23 protein-coding genes and 1 other annotated feature are annotated in these 23,818 nt (G+C 34.2%); of the genes, 22 read left to right on the top strand and 1 reads right to left on the bottom strand.

Translation table 11 applies throughout. From position 1 onward, the window contains the following. The first annotated feature begins 6 nt into the window (after positions 1 to 6). The 8 genes from T335_RS0101440 (at position 7) to T335_RS21445 (ending at position 6,768) form a co-directional block, all read left to right on the top strand. Complete coding sequence (locus T335_RS0101440) at positions 7 to 1,521, top strand: Rne/Rng family ribonuclease (RefSeq protein WP_026475954.1); 1,515 nt, start codon at positions 7 to 9, stop codon at positions 1,519 to 1,521. Between the two features lie 18 nt (positions 1,522 to 1,539). Continuing rightward, positions 1,540 to 1,619: a sequence feature (ribosomal protein L21 leader region), on the top strand. Positions 1,620 to 1,628: 9 nt separating this feature from the next. Further along, a complete protein-coding gene (gene rplU / locus T335_RS0101445; protein WP_026475955.1) occupies positions 1,629 to 1,940 on the top strand; it encodes a 50S ribosomal protein L21 in 312 nt (103 codons plus the stop codon). 9 nt (positions 1,941 to 1,949) lie between these two features. Next, a complete protein-coding gene (locus tag T335_RS0101450) occupies positions 1,950 to 2,282 on the top strand; it encodes a ribosomal-processing cysteine protease Prp (protein ID WP_026475956.1) in 333 nt (110 codons plus the stop codon). Between the two features lie 3 nt (positions 2,283 to 2,285). Further along, positions 2,286 to 2,576 carry a 50S ribosomal protein L27 gene (gene rpmA / locus T335_RS0101455; RefSeq protein WP_156943604.1) on the top strand — a complete coding sequence of 97 codons (291 nt, stop codon included), beginning with the start codon at positions 2,286 to 2,288 and terminating at the stop codon, positions 2,574 to 2,576. A 266-nt stretch (positions 2,577 to 2,842) separates the two neighbouring features. Further along, positions 2,843 to 3,334, top strand: coding sequence for a M48 family metallopeptidase (locus T335_RS19595; RefSeq protein WP_051569074.1), 492 nt, complete (start codon positions 2,843 to 2,845; stop codon positions 3,332 to 3,334). 140 nt (positions 3,335 to 3,474) lie between these two features. Next, positions 3,475 to 3,894, top strand: a complete 420-nt coding sequence (locus T335_RS0101465; protein ID WP_026475958.1) for a VOC family protein — start codon at positions 3,475 to 3,477, stop codon at positions 3,892 to 3,894. 269 nt (positions 3,895 to 4,163) lie between these two features. After that, complete coding sequence (locus T335_RS0101470; protein WP_026475959.1) at positions 4,164 to 4,589, top strand: DUF5412 family protein; 426 nt, start codon at positions 4,164 to 4,166, stop codon at positions 4,587 to 4,589. Positions 4,590 to 4,983: 394 nt separating this feature from the next. Then, complete coding sequence (locus T335_RS21445) at positions 4,984 to 6,768, top strand: serine/threonine-protein kinase (protein WP_051569075.1); 1,785 nt, start codon at positions 4,984 to 4,986, stop codon at positions 6,766 to 6,768. Positions 6,769 to 7,166: 398 nt separating this feature from the next. Here the strand turns inward: T335_RS21445 and T335_RS0101480 are convergent, their stop codons facing one another. Next, complete coding sequence (locus tag T335_RS0101480; RefSeq protein ID WP_026475960.1) at positions 7,167 to 8,432, bottom strand: nucleotidyltransferase; 1,266 nt, start codon at positions 8,430 to 8,432, stop codon at positions 7,167 to 7,169. A gap of 420 nt (positions 8,433 to 8,852) precedes the next feature. Here T335_RS0101480 and T335_RS0101485 point away from each other — a divergent pair, with 420 nt between their 5' ends. The 14 genes from T335_RS0101485 to smc all read left to right on the top strand — a co-directional run bounded on the left by T335_RS0101485 (position 8,853) and on the right by smc (position 23,817). Further along, positions 8,853 to 10,046, top strand: coding sequence for an acetate/propionate family kinase (locus tag T335_RS0101485; RefSeq protein ID WP_026475961.1), 1,194 nt, complete (start codon positions 8,853 to 8,855; stop codon positions 10,044 to 10,046). Positions 10,047 to 10,244: 198 nt separating this feature from the next. Next, positions 10,245 to 10,778, top strand: coding sequence for a YceD family protein (locus T335_RS0101490; RefSeq protein WP_026475962.1), 534 nt, complete (start codon positions 10,245 to 10,247; stop codon positions 10,776 to 10,778). Positions 10,779 to 10,791: 13 nt separating this feature from the next. Beyond that, entirely contained in the window at positions 10,792 to 10,971 is a 180-nt protein-coding gene (rpmF, locus tag T335_RS0101495; RefSeq protein WP_026475963.1) for a 50S ribosomal protein L32, read from the top strand. Between the two features lie 169 nt (positions 10,972 to 11,140). Then, entirely contained in the window at positions 11,141 to 11,713 is a 573-nt protein-coding gene (fapR, locus tag T335_RS0101500; protein ID WP_334291160.1) for a transcription factor FapR, read from the top strand. Between the two features lie 18 nt (positions 11,714 to 11,731). Continuing rightward, the gene (gene plsX / locus T335_RS0101505) at positions 11,732 to 12,739 is read left to right on the top strand and encodes a phosphate acyltransferase PlsX (protein ID WP_026475965.1); all 1,008 of its coding nucleotides are present in this window, start codon (positions 11,732 to 11,734) and stop codon (positions 12,737 to 12,739) included. After that, on the top strand, positions 12,732 to 13,730 hold the full coding sequence (locus T335_RS0101510) for a beta-ketoacyl-ACP synthase III (protein WP_026475966.1): 999 nt from the start codon (positions 12,732 to 12,734) through the stop codon (positions 13,728 to 13,730). The genes plsX and T335_RS0101510 overlap by 8 nt, the downstream gene beginning before the upstream one ends. Positions 13,731 to 13,762: 32 nt before the next feature. Then, a complete protein-coding gene (fabK, locus tag T335_RS0101515; RefSeq protein WP_026475967.1) occupies positions 13,763 to 14,713 on the top strand; it encodes an enoyl-[acyl-carrier-protein] reductase FabK in 951 nt (316 codons plus the stop codon). A gap of 3 nt (positions 14,714 to 14,716) precedes the next feature. Next, complete coding sequence (gene fabD / locus T335_RS0101520) at positions 14,717 to 15,655, top strand: ACP S-malonyltransferase (RefSeq protein WP_026475968.1); 939 nt, start codon at positions 14,717 to 14,719, stop codon at positions 15,653 to 15,655. A 19-nt stretch (positions 15,656 to 15,674) separates the two neighbouring features. Then, on the top strand, positions 15,675 to 16,418 hold the full coding sequence (gene fabG, locus T335_RS0101525; protein ID WP_026475969.1) for a 3-oxoacyl-[acyl-carrier-protein] reductase: 744 nt from the start codon (positions 15,675 to 15,677) through the stop codon (positions 16,416 to 16,418). Between the two features lie 70 nt (positions 16,419 to 16,488). Then, positions 16,489 to 16,719 carry an acyl carrier protein gene (gene acpP / locus T335_RS0101530; RefSeq protein WP_026475970.1) on the top strand — a complete coding sequence of 77 codons (231 nt, stop codon included), beginning with the start codon at positions 16,489 to 16,491 and terminating at the stop codon, positions 16,717 to 16,719. Between the two features lie 56 nt (positions 16,720 to 16,775). Further along, a complete protein-coding gene (gene fabF / locus T335_RS0101535) occupies positions 16,776 to 18,017 on the top strand; it encodes a beta-ketoacyl-ACP synthase II (RefSeq protein ID WP_026475971.1) in 1,242 nt (413 codons plus the stop codon). Between the two features lie 372 nt (positions 18,018 to 18,389). Next, complete coding sequence (gene rnc / locus T335_RS0101540) at positions 18,390 to 19,100, top strand: ribonuclease III (RefSeq protein ID WP_026475972.1); 711 nt, start codon at positions 18,390 to 18,392, stop codon at positions 19,098 to 19,100. Position 19,101: 1 nt separating this feature from the next. Beyond that, positions 19,102 to 20,130: an elongator complex protein 3 gene (locus T335_RS19605; RefSeq protein ID WP_034327409.1), complete on the top strand. Its 1,029-nt coding sequence runs from the start codon at positions 19,102 to 19,104 to the stop codon at positions 20,128 to 20,130. 105 nt (positions 20,131 to 20,235) lie between these two features. Then, complete coding sequence (gene smc / locus T335_RS0101550; protein WP_026475973.1) at positions 20,236 to 23,817, top strand: chromosome segregation protein SMC; 3,582 nt, start codon at positions 20,236 to 20,238, stop codon at positions 23,815 to 23,817. The last annotated feature ends 1 nt before the right edge of the window (position 23,818 follow it).

Below are 23,818 nucleotides of genomic sequence, written 5' to 3' on the forward strand. Positions count from 1 at the left end.
GGATTTATGAATCAAATCGTTGTGGATGTAGGGATCGTAGAGACACGATTAGCCCTATTAGAGGATCACGAGCTAGTTGAGTTATATATTGAAAGAAAAAATCAAAAAAGAATTGTAGGGAACATTTATAAAGGAAGAGTAACTAATGTATTACCAGGGATGCAGGCAGCCTTTGTTGATATTGGTTTAGAAAAGAATAGTTTTTTATATGTTAAAGATGCCATTCCTGAAGATCTATTAAATAATGAAGAATCCTGTAAGGATATTTCCATAAAAGAGTTATTAAAGCCAGGGCAAGAAATTATCGTACAAGTAATTAAAGAGCCCATAGGCAGCAAAGGGGCAAGGGTGACTACCCATATTACCCTTCCAGGTAGATATCTTGTGTTAATGCCTAATACCGACTATGTGGGGATTTCAAGAAGGATTGGCAGTGAAGAGGAAAGGGAACGTCTAAAAACCGAGATAGAAGAGTTAAAACCAGGAAAAATGGGCGTTATCGTTAGAACGGTTGCTTCTGGTAAAACAAAAGAAGATTTTAGGGACGATATCAAGTTTCTGCTAAAACTTTGGCAAAAAATCGAAAAGGATAAAAAGTTAGGATTTGCTCCAAGGCTAATCTATAAAGATTTTGATTTAATTAATCGAACAATTAGGGATGTCTTTAATAAGGAAATTGATCAATTCATTATTAATGATCGGGAAGAATACCAAAGTGCTAGAGATTTAGTAGAATTAATCTCACCATTGTTAAAGGATAAACTGCGTCTTGAAGAAGACGAGGATATCTTTCAAACCTATAAGATAGATGGACAAATTAATAAAGCTATTTCAAGGAAAATATGGTTGAAAAGTGGTGGCTATATTGTAATTGATACAACAGAGGCTTTAACGGTTGTAGATGTCAATACAGGGAAATATGTAGGGAGTATAGATCTAGATGATACCGTTTTTAAGACCAATCTTGAAGCAGCTACAGAAATTGCTAAACAATTAAGACTTAGAGATATTGGTGGCATTATCATTGTAGACTTTATAGATATGATCAATGAAAAATATGATGAAGAAGTATTGATGGTATTAGAAAAGGCATTAGGAAAAGATCGAACAAAAACAAAAATTCTTGGAATGACTCAATTGGGATTAGTTGAAATCACAAGAAAAAAGGTAAGACAGAGATTAGATTTCCTTTTGCAACGGAGATGCGATTGTTGTGAGGGGACGGGTAAGGTTTTATCAGAATACACCCTATTACATAAGCTAGAAATTCATTTGAAAAGAATGAGGGAACATACAACTTGTCAAGCAGTACTTTTTGAAGTTAATCCTGTTGCTTTAGAAGTAATTAAAGGGGAGCAGGAACTTTTAGAGGAAATGGAGAGAGTGACTCAGATAAAAGTTTTTTTCCAAATTGATGAAAAGTTAGCCTATCATGAAATAAATCGTAAAGTTATGGGGAATATTGATATGATAGAAAAACTCTTAAAAGAAAAGTCCTCTGAAAGAGTTGACAACAGCTAAAGACTATGATAATATTTATTATTGTAGTAGCCGCACAAATCGGGTTTAAAATGTAAGGATATCTTACTACCTAGTATTTGGCGAGACTGGGTTGAGGAGGTGTAAATATGTACGCTATTATTGAAACAGGTGGTAAGCAATACAGAGTTCAAGAAGGAGACACACTTTTTGTTGAGAAATTAGAAGTAGTTGAAGGTGATGTTGTTACAATTGACAATGTATTAGCAGTTTCTAAGGATGGTAACCTTACTGTAGGTGCTCCGACTGTTGCTGGTGCAAAAGTTGAAGCTAAAGTTCTTGCTCAAGGTAAAGCTAAGAAAGTTATTGTTTTCAAGTTCAAGAGAAAAAAGGACTACAGAAAAAAGCAAGGTCACAGACAACCATTCACTAAATTAGTAATCGAAAAAATCAATGCCTAGGTAAAGCCCATGATATCAATTCTGATAGAAAGAAACGATAAAAAAGAAGTTTCAAGGTTTGAAATTTCTGGTCATGCTGAGGCGGCAGAGCGGGGACAAGACATAGTTTGTGCTGCAGTATCTGTCTTAAGCCAAACAATAGTGTTGGCATTACATGAAATTACAAAGATTAACATAACCTATGAAATAAATAACGGTTTTCTCACTTGTAGAATTCCCGATGAACTAACCAAAGAAGAACGTGAAAAAACGAATCTTCTTTTGGAAACAATGTTGATAGGTTTAAAAAATTTAGAATTAGGCTATTCGGAATATATAGCGCTTCATGACAAGGAGGTGTAACTCATGTTATTTATCATGGATCTGCAACTATTTGCCAGTAAAAAAGGGGTAGGTAGTTCTAAAAATGGTCGTGACAGTATTGCCAAAAGACTAGGTGTTAAAAGAGCAGATGGTCAATTTGTTAGCTCTGGCAATATATTAGTTAGACAAAGAGGAACTAAAATTCATCCAGGAACTAACGTAGGAATCGGTAAAGATGATACGTTATTTGCTATGATTGATGGAGTTGTTAAGTTCGAAAGAAAAGACAAAACTAGAAAGCAAGTTAGTGTATACGCTAAAGAGGCTCAATAGTATATCCTTTTAATTAACCGCCAATGAAAATTGGCGGTTTTTTAGTATGAGAGTTAAAAACCTGCTAAAGAAAATCTATTATAGAAATGAAAGGAACTAACAATATCGACTTGAATGGTGAAATAAGAAAAGTAGAAGTTAAAGATAAAAGTTAAAGATAAAAGTTAAGAGTTAAAAGCTTTCTTAAATTTAAAGAGGGAGATGGTATCTAAATGTATAATTGTGGAATGAATTACTTAATATAACCTAATATAAGGAGTCGTTATATGGAAGATCAAAAAAGAAAGATGTATTGCTATTACTTAGGTAAACCTTATCCCTTATATATCCTAATAGACTCATCCATTAAAAAAATTACGATAGAAAAGAAAGAAGATACCTTTATTTGCAGATGCCCTCATGAAGGGGAAATTGACATTACTGATGCATTACAGGCTTATTATATTAAAGCTAGTCGTAAATTAATAGAAGAAAGATTGAGGTTTTATCAACCCAACTTTAAAGTAAAATATAAATCCTTCTCCATTGAAAATAGCCAAACCAAATGGGGAAGTTGTAATTCCAATAGACATTTGACTTTTCATTGGAAACTAATGCTGTTTCCACTTAAGGCAGTAGATTATGTTGTGGTCCACGAGCTTTGTCATCTTATGCATATGAATCATGATCGTTCTTTTTGGCGGCTTGTGGGTAAAGTATTTCCAGAATACAAAGAAGCCATGGCAATTTTGGGAGCTGAGAAAACGAGGGACATGTAGTTGGCTGAGATAAGCGATAATAGGTTTTCTCTACTAAGGTATAATAAACATAAATAAAATATTTTTTGTGTTTCTCTATGTTTATATGGACAAGTTATGGATAACAATATAAAAATCAAAAAAGAATTGGAGTGAAAAAAATGCCTCTTCAAATGTATTTAAACTTTAATGGGAATTGTCGGGAAGCTGTAGAATTTTATGCAAATGTCTTCAATGTAGAGAAACAAGAAATAATGCTATATAAGGACGTTCACTCTTCGGAAGATTTTCCCCTTACTGAAGAAACAAAAAATTTGGTGATGCATACCTTCTTAAATATTAAAGGGAGTATTGTAATGTTTTCTGATGTGCCACCAGGTATGCCCTTTACAGTAGGCAATAATATTAGCCTGGTAGTTAATTGTAATGATATTGATGAAATTAGGTCAGCCTTTGAAAAATTGAGTGTAGGTGGTTCTGTTCCAATGGAGCTTCAGGAGACATTTTGGAGTAAATTATATGGATATGTTGTAGATAAATTTGGCGTTGGGTGGCAATTTAATCTTGAAGAAAAAAAATAAGCATTTGTGCTTATTTTTTTCTGTAAATTATAATTTTAGTTTGTTAGTCATAGGTGTATAGAGGAGTCCCCCTATGGGCCTAGTCAGGAGGGTACTCAGACGTTATTATATCATCTAAGGGACCTAGGCTTCTTAGGAAAAATAACTTGGTGTAGACAACTTTATTCAAGTAGAAGGAAGTATAATCTTTTTGTTGAAAAAGTAATAAAAGAAATAAGTTAGTTAAGTTAGTAATAATTATAAAAATTTTAGAGCTAGGGGGAAATTATTTGAGTCAAAGAGATGGCCGTAAAAAAATTATAATTATCATTATATTTTTCATACTAGGTACAGTCACTATTGTATATGGGAAGCACCAATTGTTGACCTGGGCTTCAATATACAGGACTAGTCTTGAAAACGCAATTGATTTGGATACTCAACCATTGTATGAAATACCATCACCAGATGAAAAACTGACATTGGAAGTTTATTATAGAGGTGGACCATTTTTATTTTCAGATTATAGTTATGTTGGTGTGATCCATAGTAGCAAATCTGATGAAAGGAAGGTCTTATTTTGGGTAGACCAACATTATGAAGACATAAAATGGAACAGTAATGAAACCGTTACATTTGTAAACAAATTAAAGGATGATAAGACAGCACAAATCAACATTCATGATGAAACATATGATTTTCGGAAAAAACGATAAAATTTAAAAATCCACAATATGAGTTGAGGTTGATGATAAAGAAATCGAACTTGATGATAAAGAAATCGAACTTGATGATAAAGAAAGGGAACTTAATGACAAAGTAATGGAATTTGATGATAAAGAAGGAAGAAGGTTGATGAAATTGAATTAATGTTAATATAGATAATGGGAGAACAGAAGAATTAAATTGAAAAATTAGCAGTATAAGACTTTGAAAAAAATCATAAAAATAAGTGACAAATTATTGCATATAAGGTCGAAACCTGCTATAATTTGCTAAAAGGTAATATTTTCAAATAAAGCGTTAGGAAAATTACATTTTTAATTGCACATAACAAAAGAAAGTTTACACTAACAAGAAATGATAGCTTAAAAGATGAAGGAGGATACTATGGTCTATTTATTACTATCAATACTAGTAATTGGATTAGTATTGTTACTTTTTGTGGAAAAAAACAATAAAAAAAATCATGACAAGACTAATATGTCACAACAACTTGTGTCACCTAATTTTGCAAAAAATCCTAAATCAGAAGAAGATCTAATGTTAGAAGAAGATCCACTAGTAACAGAATTTATTCAATCTAATTTTCCTGACAGAGGTTCCCCAAAGGGAACAATTCTAAATAATCAATATGTAGTAGAGGGCATTTTAGGTGAGGGAGGCATGGGGAAGGTTTATCTTTGTCGTAACTTAAAATTGGGAAATCTTTGGGCTGTTAAATATATTCCCAAAATTGAGGGGATAAGAAACTCATCAATAGTTGCGGAAGAAGATATATTAAAAAAGCTTAACCATACATATCTTCCACAAATAGTTGACATATTTAAAGATGAAAATGGAACATATTTAGTGGAAAGTTACATTGAAGGGGTTTCGTTAGATAAAAAAATGAAATTGGAGGGGCCTTTTAACGAGGAAGAGGTTTTAAATTGGCTAAGTCACTTAACAGATGTGTTAATGTACTTGCACGGTATTAAACCCCATCCTATTATCTACAGTGACATGAAACCTTCAAATGTTATGATTACACCCGACAATAAAGCGGTATTAATTGATTTTGGTGTATCAATGGAATTCAAAGAAAAGTCTATTATTTCGTTGAGGGAAGAAACTGTAGCTATTACAGCAAAATTTGCTGCTCCAGAACAGTTTGAAGGTTATGCAGACACTAGAACAGATCTATATAGTCTTGGGGTTATGTCATTTTATCTTCTAACAGGAACATTTCCTAAAGTAGATGAAGGGTTTGCTAGACAGACCAAAAAGGTTTCTAAAGAATTATTAAAGGTACTAGAAAAATGTTGTCAGAGAGAAATGAAAAATAGATATCAGGGAATAGAAGAACTTAAATTAGACCTTGATAGAATAAAAGAGTCTAAGAAGGAAGAAGGTAATAGCTTTTCTTTATTCAAGGGGAAGGGAAGTTATCAACCTCCTCTAGATTATAAAAAAATAATAGCTATTATGGCTCCAGAAGCTACAGGTAAGACAATTACCGCAGTCAATCTTGCATGGTATTTCTCTCAAAAGAAAATAAAAACAATACTGATTGATGCTGACTTAGAAAAAAAGGATGTGTATTATTACTTTAACAAGGATTTTGCCAATTGCCTTGCTTCAGCAAGTAAAGATGGAAAGGCAACAACCCCTATTGAAATTAATCGCTATTTATCGATTTACTCTGAACATCGAGACGTAAAGCTTTCTTTAACGAGGGAACAACTATCAAATTTGATCCTTAGAAGTAAAGAGGAAGCACAGGTGGTACTTGTTGATATAGGTACAAAACTAGAGGAAAATGTGCTTCGGGATCTATTAGCATTAGTTGATCATCGATTGTTAGTGGTAGACCAGAGAATGAATACTCTTAATAGAATGCCTAATAAGCTTTATCTTGATGGGTTAAAAGAACTTAAGGTGGATTTATTGATAAATCGTTACAGTGATGATGTATATGTAAAGCGAAAAAATATAAAGCATCTTTTCAAGGATGTAGAAGTCAATCATGGTGGCTATTTTAATATTGATATAAACCAAATCTTTACTGTTACAGATGATTATCTTTCTATTTTGAAGGCATTAGAAGAGCGAAGACCTCCAATAACTGTGGCGGGCAATAAGTTTAAGGCGGACATTGTAAATTTAGCAAGGCATTACTATCATGGTGTTTAATTTGAAATAGCTAAGTTTAATAGTAGAATGAAAATTACTGAAACGATGGAACCTAGGTTATTTATCAAGAAGCTAGGGGGAAATCTTTTCAAACAGATAGGTATACAAGTATATTATTATGTAAGCCTACTGATAAAAGTATTCCCTCATTACCAACATAATCTAATGCCTTAAAGAGGGACAAAGTGTAGAGTTAGTAATAAATTAGGGCACTCAAAGAAATCATTATAGACAATAATGTAATTTTATAAATCATGAGGACTAGCTTTTAAAAAATGTTATGAATAATGATATGGGTATATAAATTAAATTTTTACTTAAACTGTATCGTTAGACTAAGTTTATGAGGGCCATTTAATTAGATAGGGATCATTAAAAGGGGTGGCGCTGCTACCCCTTTAATGATGGTGATAATATGGAGTCTGTAGAAAATCTTGTTGTTGTAAAGCCAAATCAGAATTTTTAACCCCTAAATGATAAAGATCAGTTGCTCTAACATCAATTTCTAACATTTTAGTAGCAGCTTCATTTTGGGGAATATAATGACTAAGTTTATTAATAACTGGGAGTCTGGCTTTATCCTTCATTAATCGTAAAAGCTCTCGTCCTTTATCATTAAAGGCAAGGACTCTAATATATTGAGGACCACCCTGTTGGTGTATTTTATCAAAGTCTGATTTTGATATATTAAGAAGTAAATGCATTAAAATTCTTTGGATTCTGGTTAATGTATATCGTTTGCTTTTTATATTTTCTAATAGTTCGCCATAGTCATTTGAAGTTAAACCACACTCTTTAATTCTATTCTCTAGCCCTTCATTTACATCAGGAATGTTCCTTAAGTCATCTAAACTACTTCGTCTGATTAGGGTCATGATAGACTGTTGGTATTGGTGACTAAAAATTGGGCCAATTGCATCTTTAAAGGAGTCCCTTAATACAGAATAGGTTGAAACAGGGATCACACCCATTAATTCTTCTAGAGGTACCTTCCTCTTTAGATGCTCTCTAATAGCAGTTGCACTGGCAATATTAGAGGAAATATCAGTGGAATGATAACCCGCCTTTACTCTCAAAATCGTATGGGGGAGGATCTTACTATTAATCCTTTTAAGGGCTTTTAGATATTCTATCGAGAGAATATTGTTAGGATTCTTAATAATGCTATGTAATTGTCTCGTTTCTTCCTCTGAAAAATTGCCTGCTTTATTAAAATAATCCTTTAGGGCATTTTCTCTGGCAACAGGGAAGGATAGTCCCTGTTGTAAATAACTTTGCAGATAACACTTAAATGCTTCAGGAGAGTATACTAAAACATCTGAAATTAATTGAAGCCCCTTTAAATTACCTTCTTCACTACCAAAACACAGGGCATCAACTATTCCTGTTTCATCTAAAAGTTTAACTGATCCGTAGGCGAAATGTTCAGCGGTTGCACAAGCATATAGGGTGGGGATCTCTAAAACGAGATCTACCCCTGCTGAAACAGCCATTTTTGCCCTAGCCCATTTATGAAGTAGGGCGGGTTCCCCCCTTTGAAGAAAGTTACCACTCATAACAGCAATTGAATGGGTTGCATTACTAACTTTAAGAGATTCCTGCAAATGATATAAATGACCATTATGAAAGGGGTTATATTCTGTAATCAAACCTAGTACCTTCATAAATTCCTCCTATATATGGGTTAATTTGTATTATCGGTATTTAGTAAATAAATAAAACATTTTGTAAATAAATATAAAAAAATAGTAGTATTTATTCTTTCGGTGAGGTTATTAATTAAGAATAAATTACCTAATTAAATGTAATTTGAAAGAGGATTTTGGTTATACTAATCCCTAGAGAATAGCAAGAAATAGAACATTCTTTGTATAACATAATGATTATACTATATTATTTAAATAAATGGTTAAAAATATGGTACAATATCTGTAGATTGGAAGAAAATATTTTAGATATTTTGTATACAAAGGGCTAAATTTGCCTTGCATTATTTTTGAATTTTTATTATTATGGTAATGTCGGAATATGTAAAACAATTTTTTATCAAACTAGATAAAATTATATTTTTAGGAGGTTATCAAATGAAAGTATTAGTTTTAAACTGCGGTAGTTCTTCATTAAAATATCAATTAATTAATATGGAAAATGAAGAAGTATTAGCAAAGGGAATTGCAGAGCGTATCGGAATAGAAGATGGCTTTGTAAAGCATGAAACTACTGGTAAAGATAAAGTAGTGATTAACGAAACATTAGGGAATCATAAAGATGCAATAAGAATTGTTTTAGAAGCTTTAGTAGACCCAAATCATGGGGCAATCAAATCAATGGATGAAATTAGCGCAGTAGGTCATCGTGTAGTTCATGGTGGAGAAAAGTTCTCTGGTTCAATACTAATTACTGAAGAAGTAAAGGCTACATTAGAAGAATGTTCAGAATTAGCACCATTACATAACCCACCAAACCTAATGGGAATATATGCTTGTGAAGAAATTTTACCAGGGGTTCCTATGGTAGGGGTATTCGATACTGCATTCCATCAAACAATGCCAAAATCCTCCTACTTATATGCACTTCCATATGAGTTATACGAAAAATATTCAATTAGAAGATACGGGTTCCACGGAACTTCTCATAAATATGTAGCAAATGTTGCGGCTGAAATGTTAGGAAAATCTTTAGAAGAGTTAAAGATTGTTACATGCCATTTAGGAAACGGTGCAAGTGTTGCTGCTGTTGATGGTGGTAAATCAGTTGACACAAGCATGGGCTTTACTCCATTAGAAGGTTTAGTAATGGGAACAAGATGCGGAGATATGGACCCAGCTATAACGACTTACTTAATGGAAAAAGAAAATATCAGCTCATCAGAATTAAATAACATAATGAACAAAAAATCTGGTGTCTTAGGTATTTCAGGAGTAAGTAGCGACTTTAGAGATATCGAACAAGCAGCTGCAGAAGGAAACGAAAGAGCTAATCTTGCCTTAGAAGTATATTATAAAAGAGTTAAGAAATACATTGGTGCCTATGCAGCTATAATGGGTGGATTAGATGCAGTTGTATTTACTGCAGGTTTAGGAGAAAACTCAAAAGAATGTCGTGAAGCAGTTTGTAAAGGTCTAGAGTTCTTAGGTATTAACATTTCTCCTGAAAAGAATGATGTTAGAGGGGAAAGAAGAATTGTTACAACAGACGATTCAAAAACAAAGGTACTATTAATCCCAACTAATGAAGAATTAATGATTGCAAGAGATACATTAGCTCTTGTTAAGTAATAAAAATAGGTTTTGAAGGTAGGGCAACCTACCTTCATATACTTTTATTCTAATAATTAATAGAGGGATGAATACAAGAGTTACAGCATAGTTAGTCAGAATTTGTATTAATTATCGGTAGCTATCAAGATAAAATACTTGACAAACATTTTATTCATTTGTATAATCTATTTTAGCGATGGTTAAGAGGTGAACTGTGTGAAGATTGATTTAACAGCACTTAAAAAAGAGAAAAAGGATCAAGTTGACTTGAATTTTCTTCTAAATCTTGATACTATTGATTATTATGGAGATCAAATTAATGTACCGTCGCCTGTTTCAGTAACGGGAAAGTTATATGTGATGGATAAAAGAATTTATTTAAACTGCAATGTTAAAGCTGACTTGTTGGTGGATTGTAGTCGATGTCTTGAGCCTTTTACATATCAACTGGACGAAAAAATTAATGCTGAATTAGTTCAAGAGGATTCTAATGAAGAAAATCAAGATGATGAAGATGATCTGATTTTTTATCAAGACGAAGTAATTGAACTAGATGAAATTATTAAGGAGAGCATCTTTATTAATGTTCCCCTTAAAACCCTTTGTAGCGATAATTGTAAAGGATTATGTGTACAATGTGGTAAAAATCTTAATGTTCATGAATGTCAGTGTTCCATTGAAGAGGAACAGGAAGAGGAAGTATTAGATCCTCGACTGGCAAAATTGAAGGAATTGCTACAAGAAGATTAAGGAGGTGTTAAATATGGCAGTACCAAAGCGAAAAACTAGTAAATCAAAAAGAGATATGAGAAGAGCTTCTAACTCAAAGTATGTTGCTGTTGGCGTAATCAAGTGTCCTCAATGCCATGAGCCTAAGTTACCTCATAGAGTATGTGGATCATGCGGTTTCTATAAAAACAAAGAGGTAGTTGAAACAAAGTAATACTAACTAACAAATAGTAATGAGAAATCATTACTATTTTATTTTTTTGTTTAAAAAATGGCTAAACTATTAAGAAAGGGAATTTTTAGATATAAAATACTTGATTTTTAAGTACTTATAATATATACTAATTATTAGTATCTGGTACTAAAACAAATCACTATTAGAGGTGAAGGAATTGAAAAAGGCGGAGAAACTAAAGAAATCAAGTCGTCAAAAAAGGTTACTAGAGCTATTAGAATCAGATCCATTTGTAACTGACGAAGACTTATCAGAAAAATTTGCTGTAAGTATACAAACAATAAGACTAGATAGACTAGAATTAGGAATTCCCGAATTAAGAGAAAGAATAAAGCAGGTGGCCGATAAAAACTATAAAAAAGTAAGAAGTATAATTGGGACAGAAATCATCGGTGAGCTAATTGATCTAAACTTAGGTCAACGGGGAATCTCAATTCTACAAACTACACCAGAAATGGCCTTTAGTAAAACAAATATCGTAAGAGGCCACCATATTTTCTCGCAGGCAGAATCTTTGGCAATGGCGGTAATTGATGCCGATGTTGCTTTGACAGGTGTATCAAATATAAAGTACCTCAGTCCAGTGCATGCGGGAGATAAACTAATCGCAAAAGCAGAAGTTGTTAGAGTTAGAGGAAATAATCATTTTGTTCATGTAAAAATACATATTAACCAAGAACAGGTTTTTAGAGGTAAATTTATATTGGTAGCTATTAAATAGCAAATAAGGAGGTATACCATGAAGATAGTTGTAGACGCAATGGGCGGTGATCATGGAACCAAAGTTACGGTAAAAGGAGCTGTCGATGCAGTTAATGAATATGGAATTAATGTCATCTTAACTGGAGATCAGACAACAATTCAACAGGAATTAAGTGCAAAAAACTATCCAAAGGATAAAATTGAAATTATACATTGTAGTGAAGTTATTTCAAATGAAGATAAACCAGTTGCAGCAATTAAAAGAAAAAAGGATTCTTCAATGGTGGTGGCCTTAAACTTAGTTAAAGAAGGTAAGGCAGATGCCATTATATCAGCCGGTAATACTGGCGCTCTATTAGCTGGTGGTCTACTTGTCTTAGGAAGAATAAAGGGGATTGATAGACCTGCATTAGCCCCAATTATTCCAACAGAAAAGGGTGGAGCAGTTTTAATTGATGGTGGAGCTAATTCAGATATTAAACCACGAAATTATTTAGAGTTTGGACTGATGGGTAATATTTATTCGAAAAAAATGCTGGGAACCTCAAAACCAAGAGTCTGTCTTGTCAACATTGGGATAGAAGAGGGAAAAGGAAACGAAAGTACTAAAGCAGCCTATGAAATATGTAAAACTGCTCCCTTTAACTTCTATGGTAATGTTGAGGCGAGAGATATTCCTGCTGGCTATGCAGACGTAGTTGTTTGTGATGGCTTTACAGGGAATGTGATCTTGAAGCTTATGGAGGGTGTCGCAGGGACTATTCTAAAGCTATTGAAGGTAGAACTAATGAAAACGCCAATTAGAAAATTGGGTGCTTTATTGATGAAGTCAGGTTTTAGAGAGTTTAAAAAACAATTTGATTACACAGAATACGGAGGAGCTCCTTTTCTAGGGGTTAAGGGATTATTAATTAAAGCTCATGGCAGCTCTAATGAAGTAGCAATAAAGAATGCAATTCGCCAAGCCAAATTATTGGTTGAGCATGAAGTGGTTATGGAAATTACATCTGAAATAAGCACATTAGGAGAGGATAAAAATGATTAAAGGTTATGCAGTGGGCATTAGCGGTACTGGTAGTGCATTACCAGAAAAAGTGTTAACGAATCTGGACCTAGAAAAAATGGTGGATACTACTGATGAATGGATTCGAACTAGAACAGGTATTGGAAGCAGGAGAATTGCTGATGATAAGACAGCAACCTCAGATCTTTCAACTGAAGCTGCAAAGAAGGCTTTAGCAGATGCTAATCTTAAGGCAGAAGATCTAGATTTAATCATTGTTGCAACTGTAACGCCAGACATGGCTTTTCCTTCCACAGCTTGTATTGTACAGAAAAATTTAGGGGCAGTTAAGGCTGCAGCTTTTGATATTGAAGCTGCATGTACAGGGTTTATCTATGCCCTTACAATAGCTGAACAGTTCATAAAAAATGGTGTATATAAAAATGCTTTAGTGATTGGAGCAGAAACTTTAAGTAAAGTTTTAGATTGGGAAGACAGAAATACTTGTGTTCTTTTCGGTGATGGGGCAGGTGCCGTTGTAGTTGAAAGAACAGAAGAAGGTATGGGGATCTTATCCTCCTATTTAGGAGCTGATGGTGGTAATGGAGAAGCGTTAACACAGCCAGCAGGTGGATCTAGGATACCAGCGTCTTTACATTCTGTAGAAAACAAGCTGCACTATGTTAAAATGGATGGTAGTGAAGTATTTAAATTTGCAGTTAGGGCAATGGGTAAGGCGGCTATGGAAGCCCTACGCCTTGGGGGTATGGAATTAGAAGATATTGACTTTTTAATTCCCCATCAGGCAAATATTAGGATTATTGAAGGTTCAGCTAAACGTTTAAAGCTGCCAATGGAAAAGGTATATGTTAATTTAGATAAATACGGCAATATGTCGGCTGCATCAGTACCAGTAGCCCTAGATGAAGTTGTAAGAAATGGACTGATTAAAAAGAACGATAAGGTAGTTATGGTGGCCTTTGGTGGTGGGTTAACCTGGGGATCAACCCTAATGAAATGGTCCAAGGATTGATGAGGAAGTTAGTGAGTGAGGAGAGGATGAATATGTTTCAAACGAAATTATGTGAGATTTTAAATATACAGTATCCAATTATTCAGGGAGGAATGGCTTGGGTAGCTACTGCAGAATTAGCTGCTGCTGTTTCAGAAGCTGGAGGTTTAGGAATTATTGCTGCTGGCAATGCTCCAGCAGAGGTTGTAGAGCAAGAAATTAAAAAGGCTAAAGCCTTAACTGATAAACCTTTTGGAGTTAATATCATGTTATTGTCTCCCTTTGTTGAGGAAGTAGTCGATGTTGTTTGTAGAGAAAAGGTTTCGGTTGTAACCACTGGTGCAGGAAACCCTGGGAAATTTATGGGTCGTTTTAAGGAAATTGGAACAAAGGTTATTCCAGTAGTTCCTTCTGTAGCCTTAGCAAAAAGAATGGAGAAGTTAGGTGCAGATGCTGTAATTGTAGAAGGAACAGAGGCTGGTGGACATATTGGAGAGCTAACGACAATGGTATTAGTACCACAAGTCGCCAGTGAAATTAGTATCCCTGTAATTGCTGCTGGCGGAATTGCTGACGGAAGAGGATTCTTAGCATCCCTATCCCTTGGGGCAGATGGAGTTCAAATTGGTACACGATTTATTTGTGCAGAAGAGTGTGTAGTCCATGACAATTATAAGCAAATGGTGATTAAAGCAAAGGATCGGGACGCTATTGTTTCTGCTAGAACCACTGGTCACCCAGTAAGAGTATTAAAAAATAAACTTACTAAAGAATTTTCTCAAATGGAAAAGGCTGGCGCAACAATTGATGAAATAGAAAAATTAGGTGTAGGTAAATTACGATTAGCCGTAGTAGAAGGTGACATTGAAAATGGTTCGGTAATGGCAGGACAAATTGCTTCTATGGTTAAAGAAATTCAACCATGTGGTGAAATTATTGAAGATATAATTAATGGTGCAAAGGAACAACTAAATATACTGTCACAGTATAAAAAGGAGGAGTAAGTTATGGCAAAGATTGCTTTTGTCTTCCCAGGGCAAGGTGCCCAATATGTAGGGATGGGAAAAGAAATTTACGATCATTTCTCAGTTGCTAAAGAGGTTTACGAAGAGGCAAGCGATTATCTAAATTTAGACATGAAAAAGCTTTGCTTCGAAGGACCAGATGAAGAATTAGTAAAAACAGAAAATACTCAACCCGCCATTTTAACGACAAGTATCGCTCTACTAAAAGTTTTAGAAGCTGAAGGGGTAGACTGTAGCATTACAGCAGGACTGAGCTTAGGAGAATATGCTTCTTTAGTAAAATCTAAGGTTTTTTCCTTTAAGGATGCTGTTCGTATAGTTAAGAACAGAGGTAAGTTTATGCAAGAAGCTGTACCTCTAGGCGTTGGGACAATGGCTGCTATACTAGGGCTAGATAGAAGTACATTAGAGGTCTGCTTAAAAGAATGTAGTAGTTATGGGGTAGTTGAAACTGCTAATCTTAATAGTCCTGGACAAATTGTTATTTCTGGTGAAGTTGCTGCAGTTAAAGCTGCTGTGGAAAAGGCAGGAGAAATGGGAGCTATGAAGGCAGTATTATTGCCAGTAAGTGCCCCTTTCCATAGTAGTCTACTTAAGCCAGCTGGGGACAAATTAAAGGTTGAACTTCAGAAATATGAAATAAATCAACCAGAAATCCCAGTAATATCAAACGTAAATGCACAAATACTAAAGGGAAAAGAAGAGGTTATTCCTTCACTAGTAGATCAAGTGAGCTCATCTGTTCTTTGGGAAGATTCAGTAGAATTGATGTTGAAGAATGACGTAGATACTTTTATTGAGATTGGACCGGGTAAAGCCCTGTCAGGTTTCATCAAAAGAATTGCTAAAGCCAATAACCAAAAAGTTAAGATAAGTAATATTGAGAATTACGAAGATATTAAGAAATTGATTAACGGTTAAGAATTAAGGAGGGATTTAATTGAATTTAAGTGGGAAAAATGCCCTAGTAACTGGTGGCTCAAGAGGAATAGGTAGATCTATTGCTTTAGCTTTAGCTGGTGCAGGTGCAAATGTTGTTATCAACTACACAAGCAACGCAACTGCTGCAGAGGCAGTTGTAAAGGAAATAGAAGCCCTTGGGGTTAAGGGGTTAGCAGTAAAAGGAAATATTTCAAATGGTGATGAAGTTAATGAAATGATAAATCAAATTGAAGAAGTATTCCCTCAAATTGACATTTTAATTAATAATGCAGGAATCACTAAGGATAATCTAATTATTCGAATGAAGGAAGAAGAATGGGACGCTGTAATGGATGTTAATTTGAAGGGAACATTCTTAGCAACAAAAGCTGTTGCTAGAAAGATGATTAAGCAGAAACATGGCAAGATCATCAACATTTCTTCAGTGGTTGGTGTAATGGGTAACCCAGGTCAAGCAAACTATTGTGCTTCTAAAGCCGGGGTTATAGGATTCACAAAAGCCCTTGCTAAAGAACTGGCTGGAAAAGGAATTAATGTAAACGCCATAGCACCTGGTTTTATCGATACAGATATGACAGCTGTTTTATCAGACAATGTAAAAGATCAAATGCTAAGCCATATCCCACTAAAGAGATATGGTAAACCAGAAGACATTGCAAATTTAATTTTATTCTTAAGTAGTGACCTTTCTAACTATATTACAGGGCAAGTTATACATGTTGATGGTGGAATGGTAATGTAACTTAAGCTAATTAGAAAATATTTAAATAGATAAAAATAAAAAATTAAACTAAAATTTAGGAGGAATATGTATGTTATTTGAAAAGGTTGTTAAAATTATTGGTGAGCAATTAGGATTAGACGATGTAAGCAATATCGAGGCTACAACTTCATTAATGAATGACTTAGAAGCAGATTCATTAGATGCAGTTGAAATCATCATGGCTATTGAAGATGAATTTGGTGTAGAGATTCCAGATGAAGAAGCTGAAAAGTTCAAAAACATTGGTGATATTGTAAAATATGTAGAAGCTAATCAGTAGGCATAAGAAGGCAAAGTCCCGAGGAATTCGGGACTTTGTAATGAAGGAGGTTTATTATGAGCAGAAGAGTTGTTGTGACTGGAATTGGCTGTGTTACTCCAATTGGAATAGGTAAAGAAACCTTTTGGAATTCATTATTGGAAGGTAAATCTGGTATAGATTATATAACGAAATTTGATACAACTGATTACCCAACAAAAATTGCGGCTGAAGTAAAAGACTTTGAGGCTGAAAAATATATTGATAAAAAAGAAGCTAGAAAAATGGATCGATTTACTCAGCTTGCTGTTGCAGCTTCCCACATTGCAATGGCGGATGCTGGAATCAGTATGGAAACAACCAACGCTGAGAGGGTTGGGGTTATATTAGGTTCGGGAATTGGCGGAATTGAAACATTAGAAGACCAGCATGGAAAGCTAAAAGAAAAAGGCGTTAAAAGAGTAAGTCCTTTCTTTATTCCAATGATGATTTCAAACATCGGAGCAGGGTTCGTTTCAATGGCATTAGGGGCTAAAGGCCCTAATTCCACAATTGTTACAGCCTGTGCATCTTCTACAAATGCTATTGGTGAAGCCTTTAAAACCATTGAAAGAGGTGCGGCTGAAGTGATTATAACAGGCGGTATGGAAGCATCTATTACGCCATTATCTATTGCAGGCTTCTGTTCAATGAAGGCAATGTCAACCCATAACGAAGAACCGCAAAAAGCCAGTAGACCTTTTGACGCTAACCGAGATGGTTTCGTAATGGGGGAAGGGGCAGGGATACTAATTCTTGAAGAGTTAGAGCATGCCATTAAAAGAGGGGCAACCATTTATGCAGAAATTGTAGGATATGGAATGAGTGCTGATGCTTACCATATCACAGCACCATCACCAGAAGGAGAAGGAGCTGCTAGAGCAATGATGGAGGCATTAAACGATGCTAACATTACACCAGAAATGGTAGACTATATTAATGCCCACGGAACTAGTACTCCCTATAACGATAAGTTTGAGACAATGGCGATTAAAAGAGTATTTAAGGATCATGCATATCAATTGTCTGTTAGTTCAACTAAGTCCATGACAGGACATCTTCTTGGTGCAGCAGGAAGTATAGAGGCTATTGCATGTATCATGGCTATTCAAGATAGTAAAGTACCACCAACAATAAACTTAGAAACACCAGATCCTGAGTTGGATCTAGATTATGTACCGAATCAGTATAAAGAAAAGGAAGTAAATTATGCAATTTCCAACTCCTTAGGGTTTGGGGGACATAATGCAACAATCGTCTTTAAGAAGTATAATAAATAATAATAAAAATAATTATAGGGAAAATATTTCCTATAATTATTTTTTTATCATATAAAAAGAAGGAACAATACCAATATAAGACAAATAATAAATGTAGTCTCTATTTTTGAGTTGTAATCCTCGGCAAGTAGTTTAGTAAATGAGGAAACTGCATAATACCAACCTAAATTTATATACCTTCATGTTGGATTAATATAAATTAAAAAATTATTATGTAATTTCCTCGAATATGTTAACATCTCCTTCGAGGAAGAATTTATTCCAGTAGAAAGGGAAAGATATGGTAAGAATACTATTATAGTAATTATTGATTTGGTATGGTTAGACTATGATTTTGATATTAATTAAAAGAAGTAGAATGGGGGAAAAAGAATGCCTTTTTCTAGAAATAAAGAAGAACAAATTAAGATTTTTCAAGATAAAATTCAATATAACTTTAAAGCTCCAGAGCTGGTGGTAGAAGCTCTTACCCATAGTTCCTATGCAAACGAAACAAAAAATAGAAAATTTCCCTATAACGAAAGACTAGAATTCTTAGGAGACTCTGTTTTAAGTTTAATTATTAGTGATTATATTTTTAATAAATATAAGCATTTGCCAGAGGGAGAACTAACTAAAGTAAGGGCGAATGTTGTTTGTGAAGCCTCCTTAGCCAGTGTTGCAAAGAAAATCAGTATTGGCGATTTCTTGATGTTAGGTAAAGGGGAAGAGCTTTCAGGTGGTAGAAAAAGAACATCGATATTAGCCGATGCCTTCGAGGCCCTCATAGGAGCAATTTATACCGATGGAGGGTTAGAACTTGCTAGAAAATTTGTTTTAGATAATTTATTAGATTTAATTGAATTAGCCAGCAACGGTGAATTATATAAAGATTACAAAACCCATCTACAGGAGTTGCTTCAAAGCAAAACAACCGAAAAGATAGCCTATAGAGTAATTAAAGAAATGGGACCAGACCATGATAAAACTTTTGAAGTAGAAGTATGCCTTGGAGGACAAACTTTAGGTACAGGCTCTGGTAAAAGCAAGAAAGAGGCAGAACAAAATGCTGCTCAAGAAGCGATACAAAAAGTAAGGAGATAAGATGAATAGAAAGAACTATATTATACCCATATTCATACCCCACAAAGGGTGTCCCCACGACTGCATATTTTGTAATCAAAAGAGGATTGCAGGAAATATTGTAGAAACCACAGGCGAAGATGTAAAAGAAGTAATTAGTAACTATCTTAGAACATTGCCTAAAGGCAATCACCATAGAGAAATTGCATTTTATGGTGGTAGTTTCACGGGATTACCTTTGGAAAAGCAAGAAGAACTATTAGTCCCTGCCTTCGACTATGTAAAAAAGGGTGTAATAGATGGTATTCGCTTATCTACAAGACCCGATTATATCACAAGAAATATTTTATCATTCTTATCAGATTATGGAGTAACCACCATTGAATTAGGAGTACAATCCACAAACGATGAAGTTCTGCATTTAAGTCAAAGGGGTCATACAAAAAAAGATGTAGATGAAGCTGTTGGGTTAATTAAAGAATACAATATAAAACTTGGGCTTCAAATGATGATTGGATTACCTGGTGATGAAAAGAAGGTCATCTTGAAAACGGTAGCTGATTTTATTACCTACAAACCTGATTTTGTGAGAATATATCCAACAATTGTTATTAAAGATACGATGTTAGAGAAGCTTTACAGGACAGGAGAATACACACCCTTCACAATTGAAGAATGCGTAGAATTAAGTAAGTATGCTCTTTTATCCTTTCAAGAAAATAATATACCTGTCATTAGACTAGGCCTTCAATCGACTGAGGAAATTACCTATGGAAAGGGTATTGTAGCTGGTCCTTATCATCCCGCCTTTAGAGAAATGGTGGAGACAGAAATTTTTAGAGGTAAAATAGAATCAGAATTAATTTTACTAAAGTCGAGGCAAGAAAATTTGCAAAATATCACGATTTATTGTCATCAAAGGGATGCATCTAAGGTTGCGGGTTATAAACAGTCCAATAGAAAATATTTTATAGATCAATATGCTCTAAAACATCTCAATATTAGAATTTCATCGGATATTGAAGAAGGTACAGTTAAAGTTGGAATTTAAAGATGGGTCAATGGTAGGAGTTATGACTGATTTTACTAGAGTTACGGAAGGGTTTGTGATAAAATAAATCAGTATAGATTTCATTGTAAGCATGGGGTGATTTAGTTGTATTTAAAAAGATTGGATATTCAAGGCTTTAAATCTTTTGCAGATAAAATAGATATGCATTTTCAAAATGGTATTACTGGTGTTGTAGGTCCAAATGGAAGTGGTAAGAGTAATATCTCTGACTCAATTAGATGGGTTTTAGGAGAACAAAGTCCAAAGTCCCTAAGGGGAGCAAAAATGGAGGATGTTATTTTTGCAGGTACTGCCTCCCGAAAACCTGTTGGTATGGCTGAGGTGTCACTAACTTTAGATAATGGGTCTCAAATGCTACCTATTGATTATGGAGAAGTTACCATTACAAGAAGGGTATACCGTTCAGGTGAGAGCGAATATTATTTAAACAAATCTTCTTGTCGTTTAAAGGATATTAGAGAGCTTTTGATGGATACAGGTATAGGAAAAGAAGGATACTCTATTATTGGACAAGGAAAAATTGATGAAATTTTAAGCAGTAAACCTGAGGAAAGAAGATTAATTTTTGAAGAAGCTGCAGGAATTGTAAAATACAAAAACAGAAGAGACGAAGCAGAAAAGAAATTAAATAGCACAAAAGATAATCTACTGAGGGTGGCGGATATCCTACACGAACTTGAGGGGCAACTTGACCCTTTAAGAAGACAAAGTAATAAGGCTAAAAAGTTTAAGGAGTTTAAAGATCAACTAATCAAACTGGAAGTAAATTTATTTATTAGAGAGATTGATAAAATCGATAGTGAATTAAAAATACTATTAGATCAAATTGAATCGATCAAAAAATCCTTAGATGACCAGCTCATTATTAAACAACAACACTTTGACAAGATGGAGGAAATCAAAAGTCAATTAACCCAGTGGGAAGAAGAATTAGAAGGCGTTCAGAGTCAATATTTTCAAGCTGAAAATAATATAAAAAGTAAAGAGGGAAACATTACTTTAAACCAAGAGAAAATAAGCCATAATGATGAAAACCTACATAGAATTCAATTAGAAATAAAGGAAATGGAGAATCAAGAAAAGATTACTTCATCAGAGCTAGAAATTAAACTAAAGGAATTAGAAGAGGTTGGTGCAGAACTTGAAGCATTACAATCTCATTTGGCTGCAAAAGTTATTGAATATGAAAAGCAGGCTAAGGCAAATGCTTCTAAGGAAGAGGATTTAGAAGATTCTAAAGCCTTAATTATTGATACCCTTAACGAAATTTCCGATAAGAAAAGTGAATTAAATAGTCTTAGAACCCTTATTAAAACCATGAATGATCGAATGGAGCAGGTTCAAAAGGAAGTAAAGAACTATCAGGAAAAAATTGAAGGAAATTTAGTTCATATTCAGCAGATAGAAGGAGAGATTGAAAATATTGAAAAAATGATTCAATCTACCAATAAACAACATGCTGAAGTTAATCAGATCAGTTCTGAAGTTGAAAAGGAGTTAATGAATTCTAATAGAAAGTTAGAAGAATTTAAAAATCAACTTAACCAAAAAATATCAAGAAAAAACCTTTTAGAAGAACTTGAAAAGGATCATGATGGCTTTAATAAAAGTGTTAAGAATATCCTTACAGCCTGTGGAAAAAATCCTCAGTTGGGTAAGGGGATTCATGGCGTTATCGCAGATTTAATTAAAGTGCCAAAAGGGTATGAAATGGCCATTGAAACAGCGTTAGGTGCATCTATCCAAAATATTGTTAGTGACACTGAAACCGATGGAAAAAGATTGATTGATTACATGAAAAAAAATAATCTTGGACGAATCACGGTACTACCTATTACTGCCCTTCAGCCAAGAAAAATTTCTAAAGAAGAAAGTGAAATGATTAAAACTTTTAATGAGGTTGAAGTGGCGGCAGATATCGTAAAGGTGGAAAGTAAATTTGAAAATGTATTATCTAATCTTTTATCACGGGTGCTAATTGTACCTAATTTAGACTTGGGTATTCAGGTGGCAAGAAAACTTGAACATCGTCTTAAAATTGTAACCCTAGATGGAGATGTATTAAATATAGGAGGTTCCATGACAGGAGGAAGTGCTCCTAAAACTGGCTCTGGAATATTAGGAAGAAAAAGAGAATTGGAAGAACTGACCCAGCAAATAGAGACAGTCAATAATCAACTTAATTCTCAGCGAGAAGTCATGATAGAGCTTGATCATAAAAAAAATCATGTACTTGAGCAAATTAAAGAATTAAGTCAGATGCAACAAGAAAATAAAATACAAGAAGTAACAATAAAAAATAAATATGAACAAGCCTTAAAAGAAAAGCAACAGCTTCTAGAGAATCTTCAGCAGTTAGAGGGGGAGATTACTCAGCTGGAGGGTGTTAAAAAAAGTTCCGAAGAAAAATTGCAGGTGGAGAGCCTAGAAATTACAAAGCTTGAAACTAAAATTGCCAGTGTTCAGCAAAACGTATCGGAATCCCATAAAGATCTTCAAACTGAAAAAAGTATACTTGAATCCATCAATAATGACATTACTCAAGATAAAGTTAAAGTAGCTGCAACAGAAGGGCATAAGAAGTCTTTATTATTAGAAATAGATGCCTTAAAGAAATCTTTGAAAAATTTTAGTGAGTTAATAATGGTTAAAGAAGATGAAATTAAAGAAAACCAAAAGAAAAATCAACAGCTGCAATCAGAATTCCAAAGACAGCAGGAGGACTTAGAAAAACTAAGGAATGAAGCTTCCCTGTTAGAAGGAAAAATTGAAGGGTTGAAGAAGCAGAAGAATGAAATTTTAAGTATAGAAAATGAACTAAGAAGAAAGCTGAATCATGTAGAGGAAGCAATAGGCGGGTTGCAAGATAGCAGCCATAAACTAGACTTACGAAGAACCAGATTAGAGATGCAACAACAGAGTTTCTATAATAAATTATGGGAAGAATATGAACTAACCTATAACTCAGCCCAAGAGTATCGGGAAGAAATCTCAGACCTAGCTTTTGTTCAAAGGGAAATAAAAAAGTTTAAGGATGAAATTAAATCCCTGGGGAGCATTAATCTAGAAGCTATTGAAGAATATGAAAAAGTGAAAGAGCGTTATGAGTTTATGAAGCAACAGCAGGAGGATCTTGTTGAAGCAAAGGATTCTTTAGTAGAAGTGATTAAAGAAATGGAAACAACCATGGAGAAACAGTTTGTTGAACAGTTTGAGATTATAAAGGGCAATTTTAACTTGGTTTTTAATAAGCTTTTTGGTGGTGGTAAAGCTGATCTAATTTTAGAAAGTGATGGCAATATACTTAATTGTGGAATTGATATCATTGCACAACCTCCAGGCAAAAAGTTACAAAATCTTTCCCTTCTTTCAGGTGGAGAGAGGGCCTTAACTGCAATTTCACTACTTTTTGCTATTCTTTTAGTTAAGCCAAGTCCCTTCTGTATTTTAGATGAAATAGAAGCGGCTTTAGATGATGCAAATGTTAAGCGATTTGCAAATTTTCTAAAGGAACTATCGGAAACGACACAATTTATCGTCGTAACCCACCGTAAGGGTACAATGGAACTAGCAGATGTATTATATGGGGTAACCATGCAAGAGGAAGGGGTATCAAAATTAGTATCAGTAAAATTAACAGATAGTAACGAAGTAATAGCAAGCTAGG

The sequence above is a fragment of the Alkaliphilus transvaalensis ATCC 700919 genome (assembly GCF_000621485.1).
Lineage (GTDB): Bacteria > Bacillota > Clostridia > Peptostreptococcales > Natronincolaceae > Alkaliphilus > Alkaliphilus transvaalensis.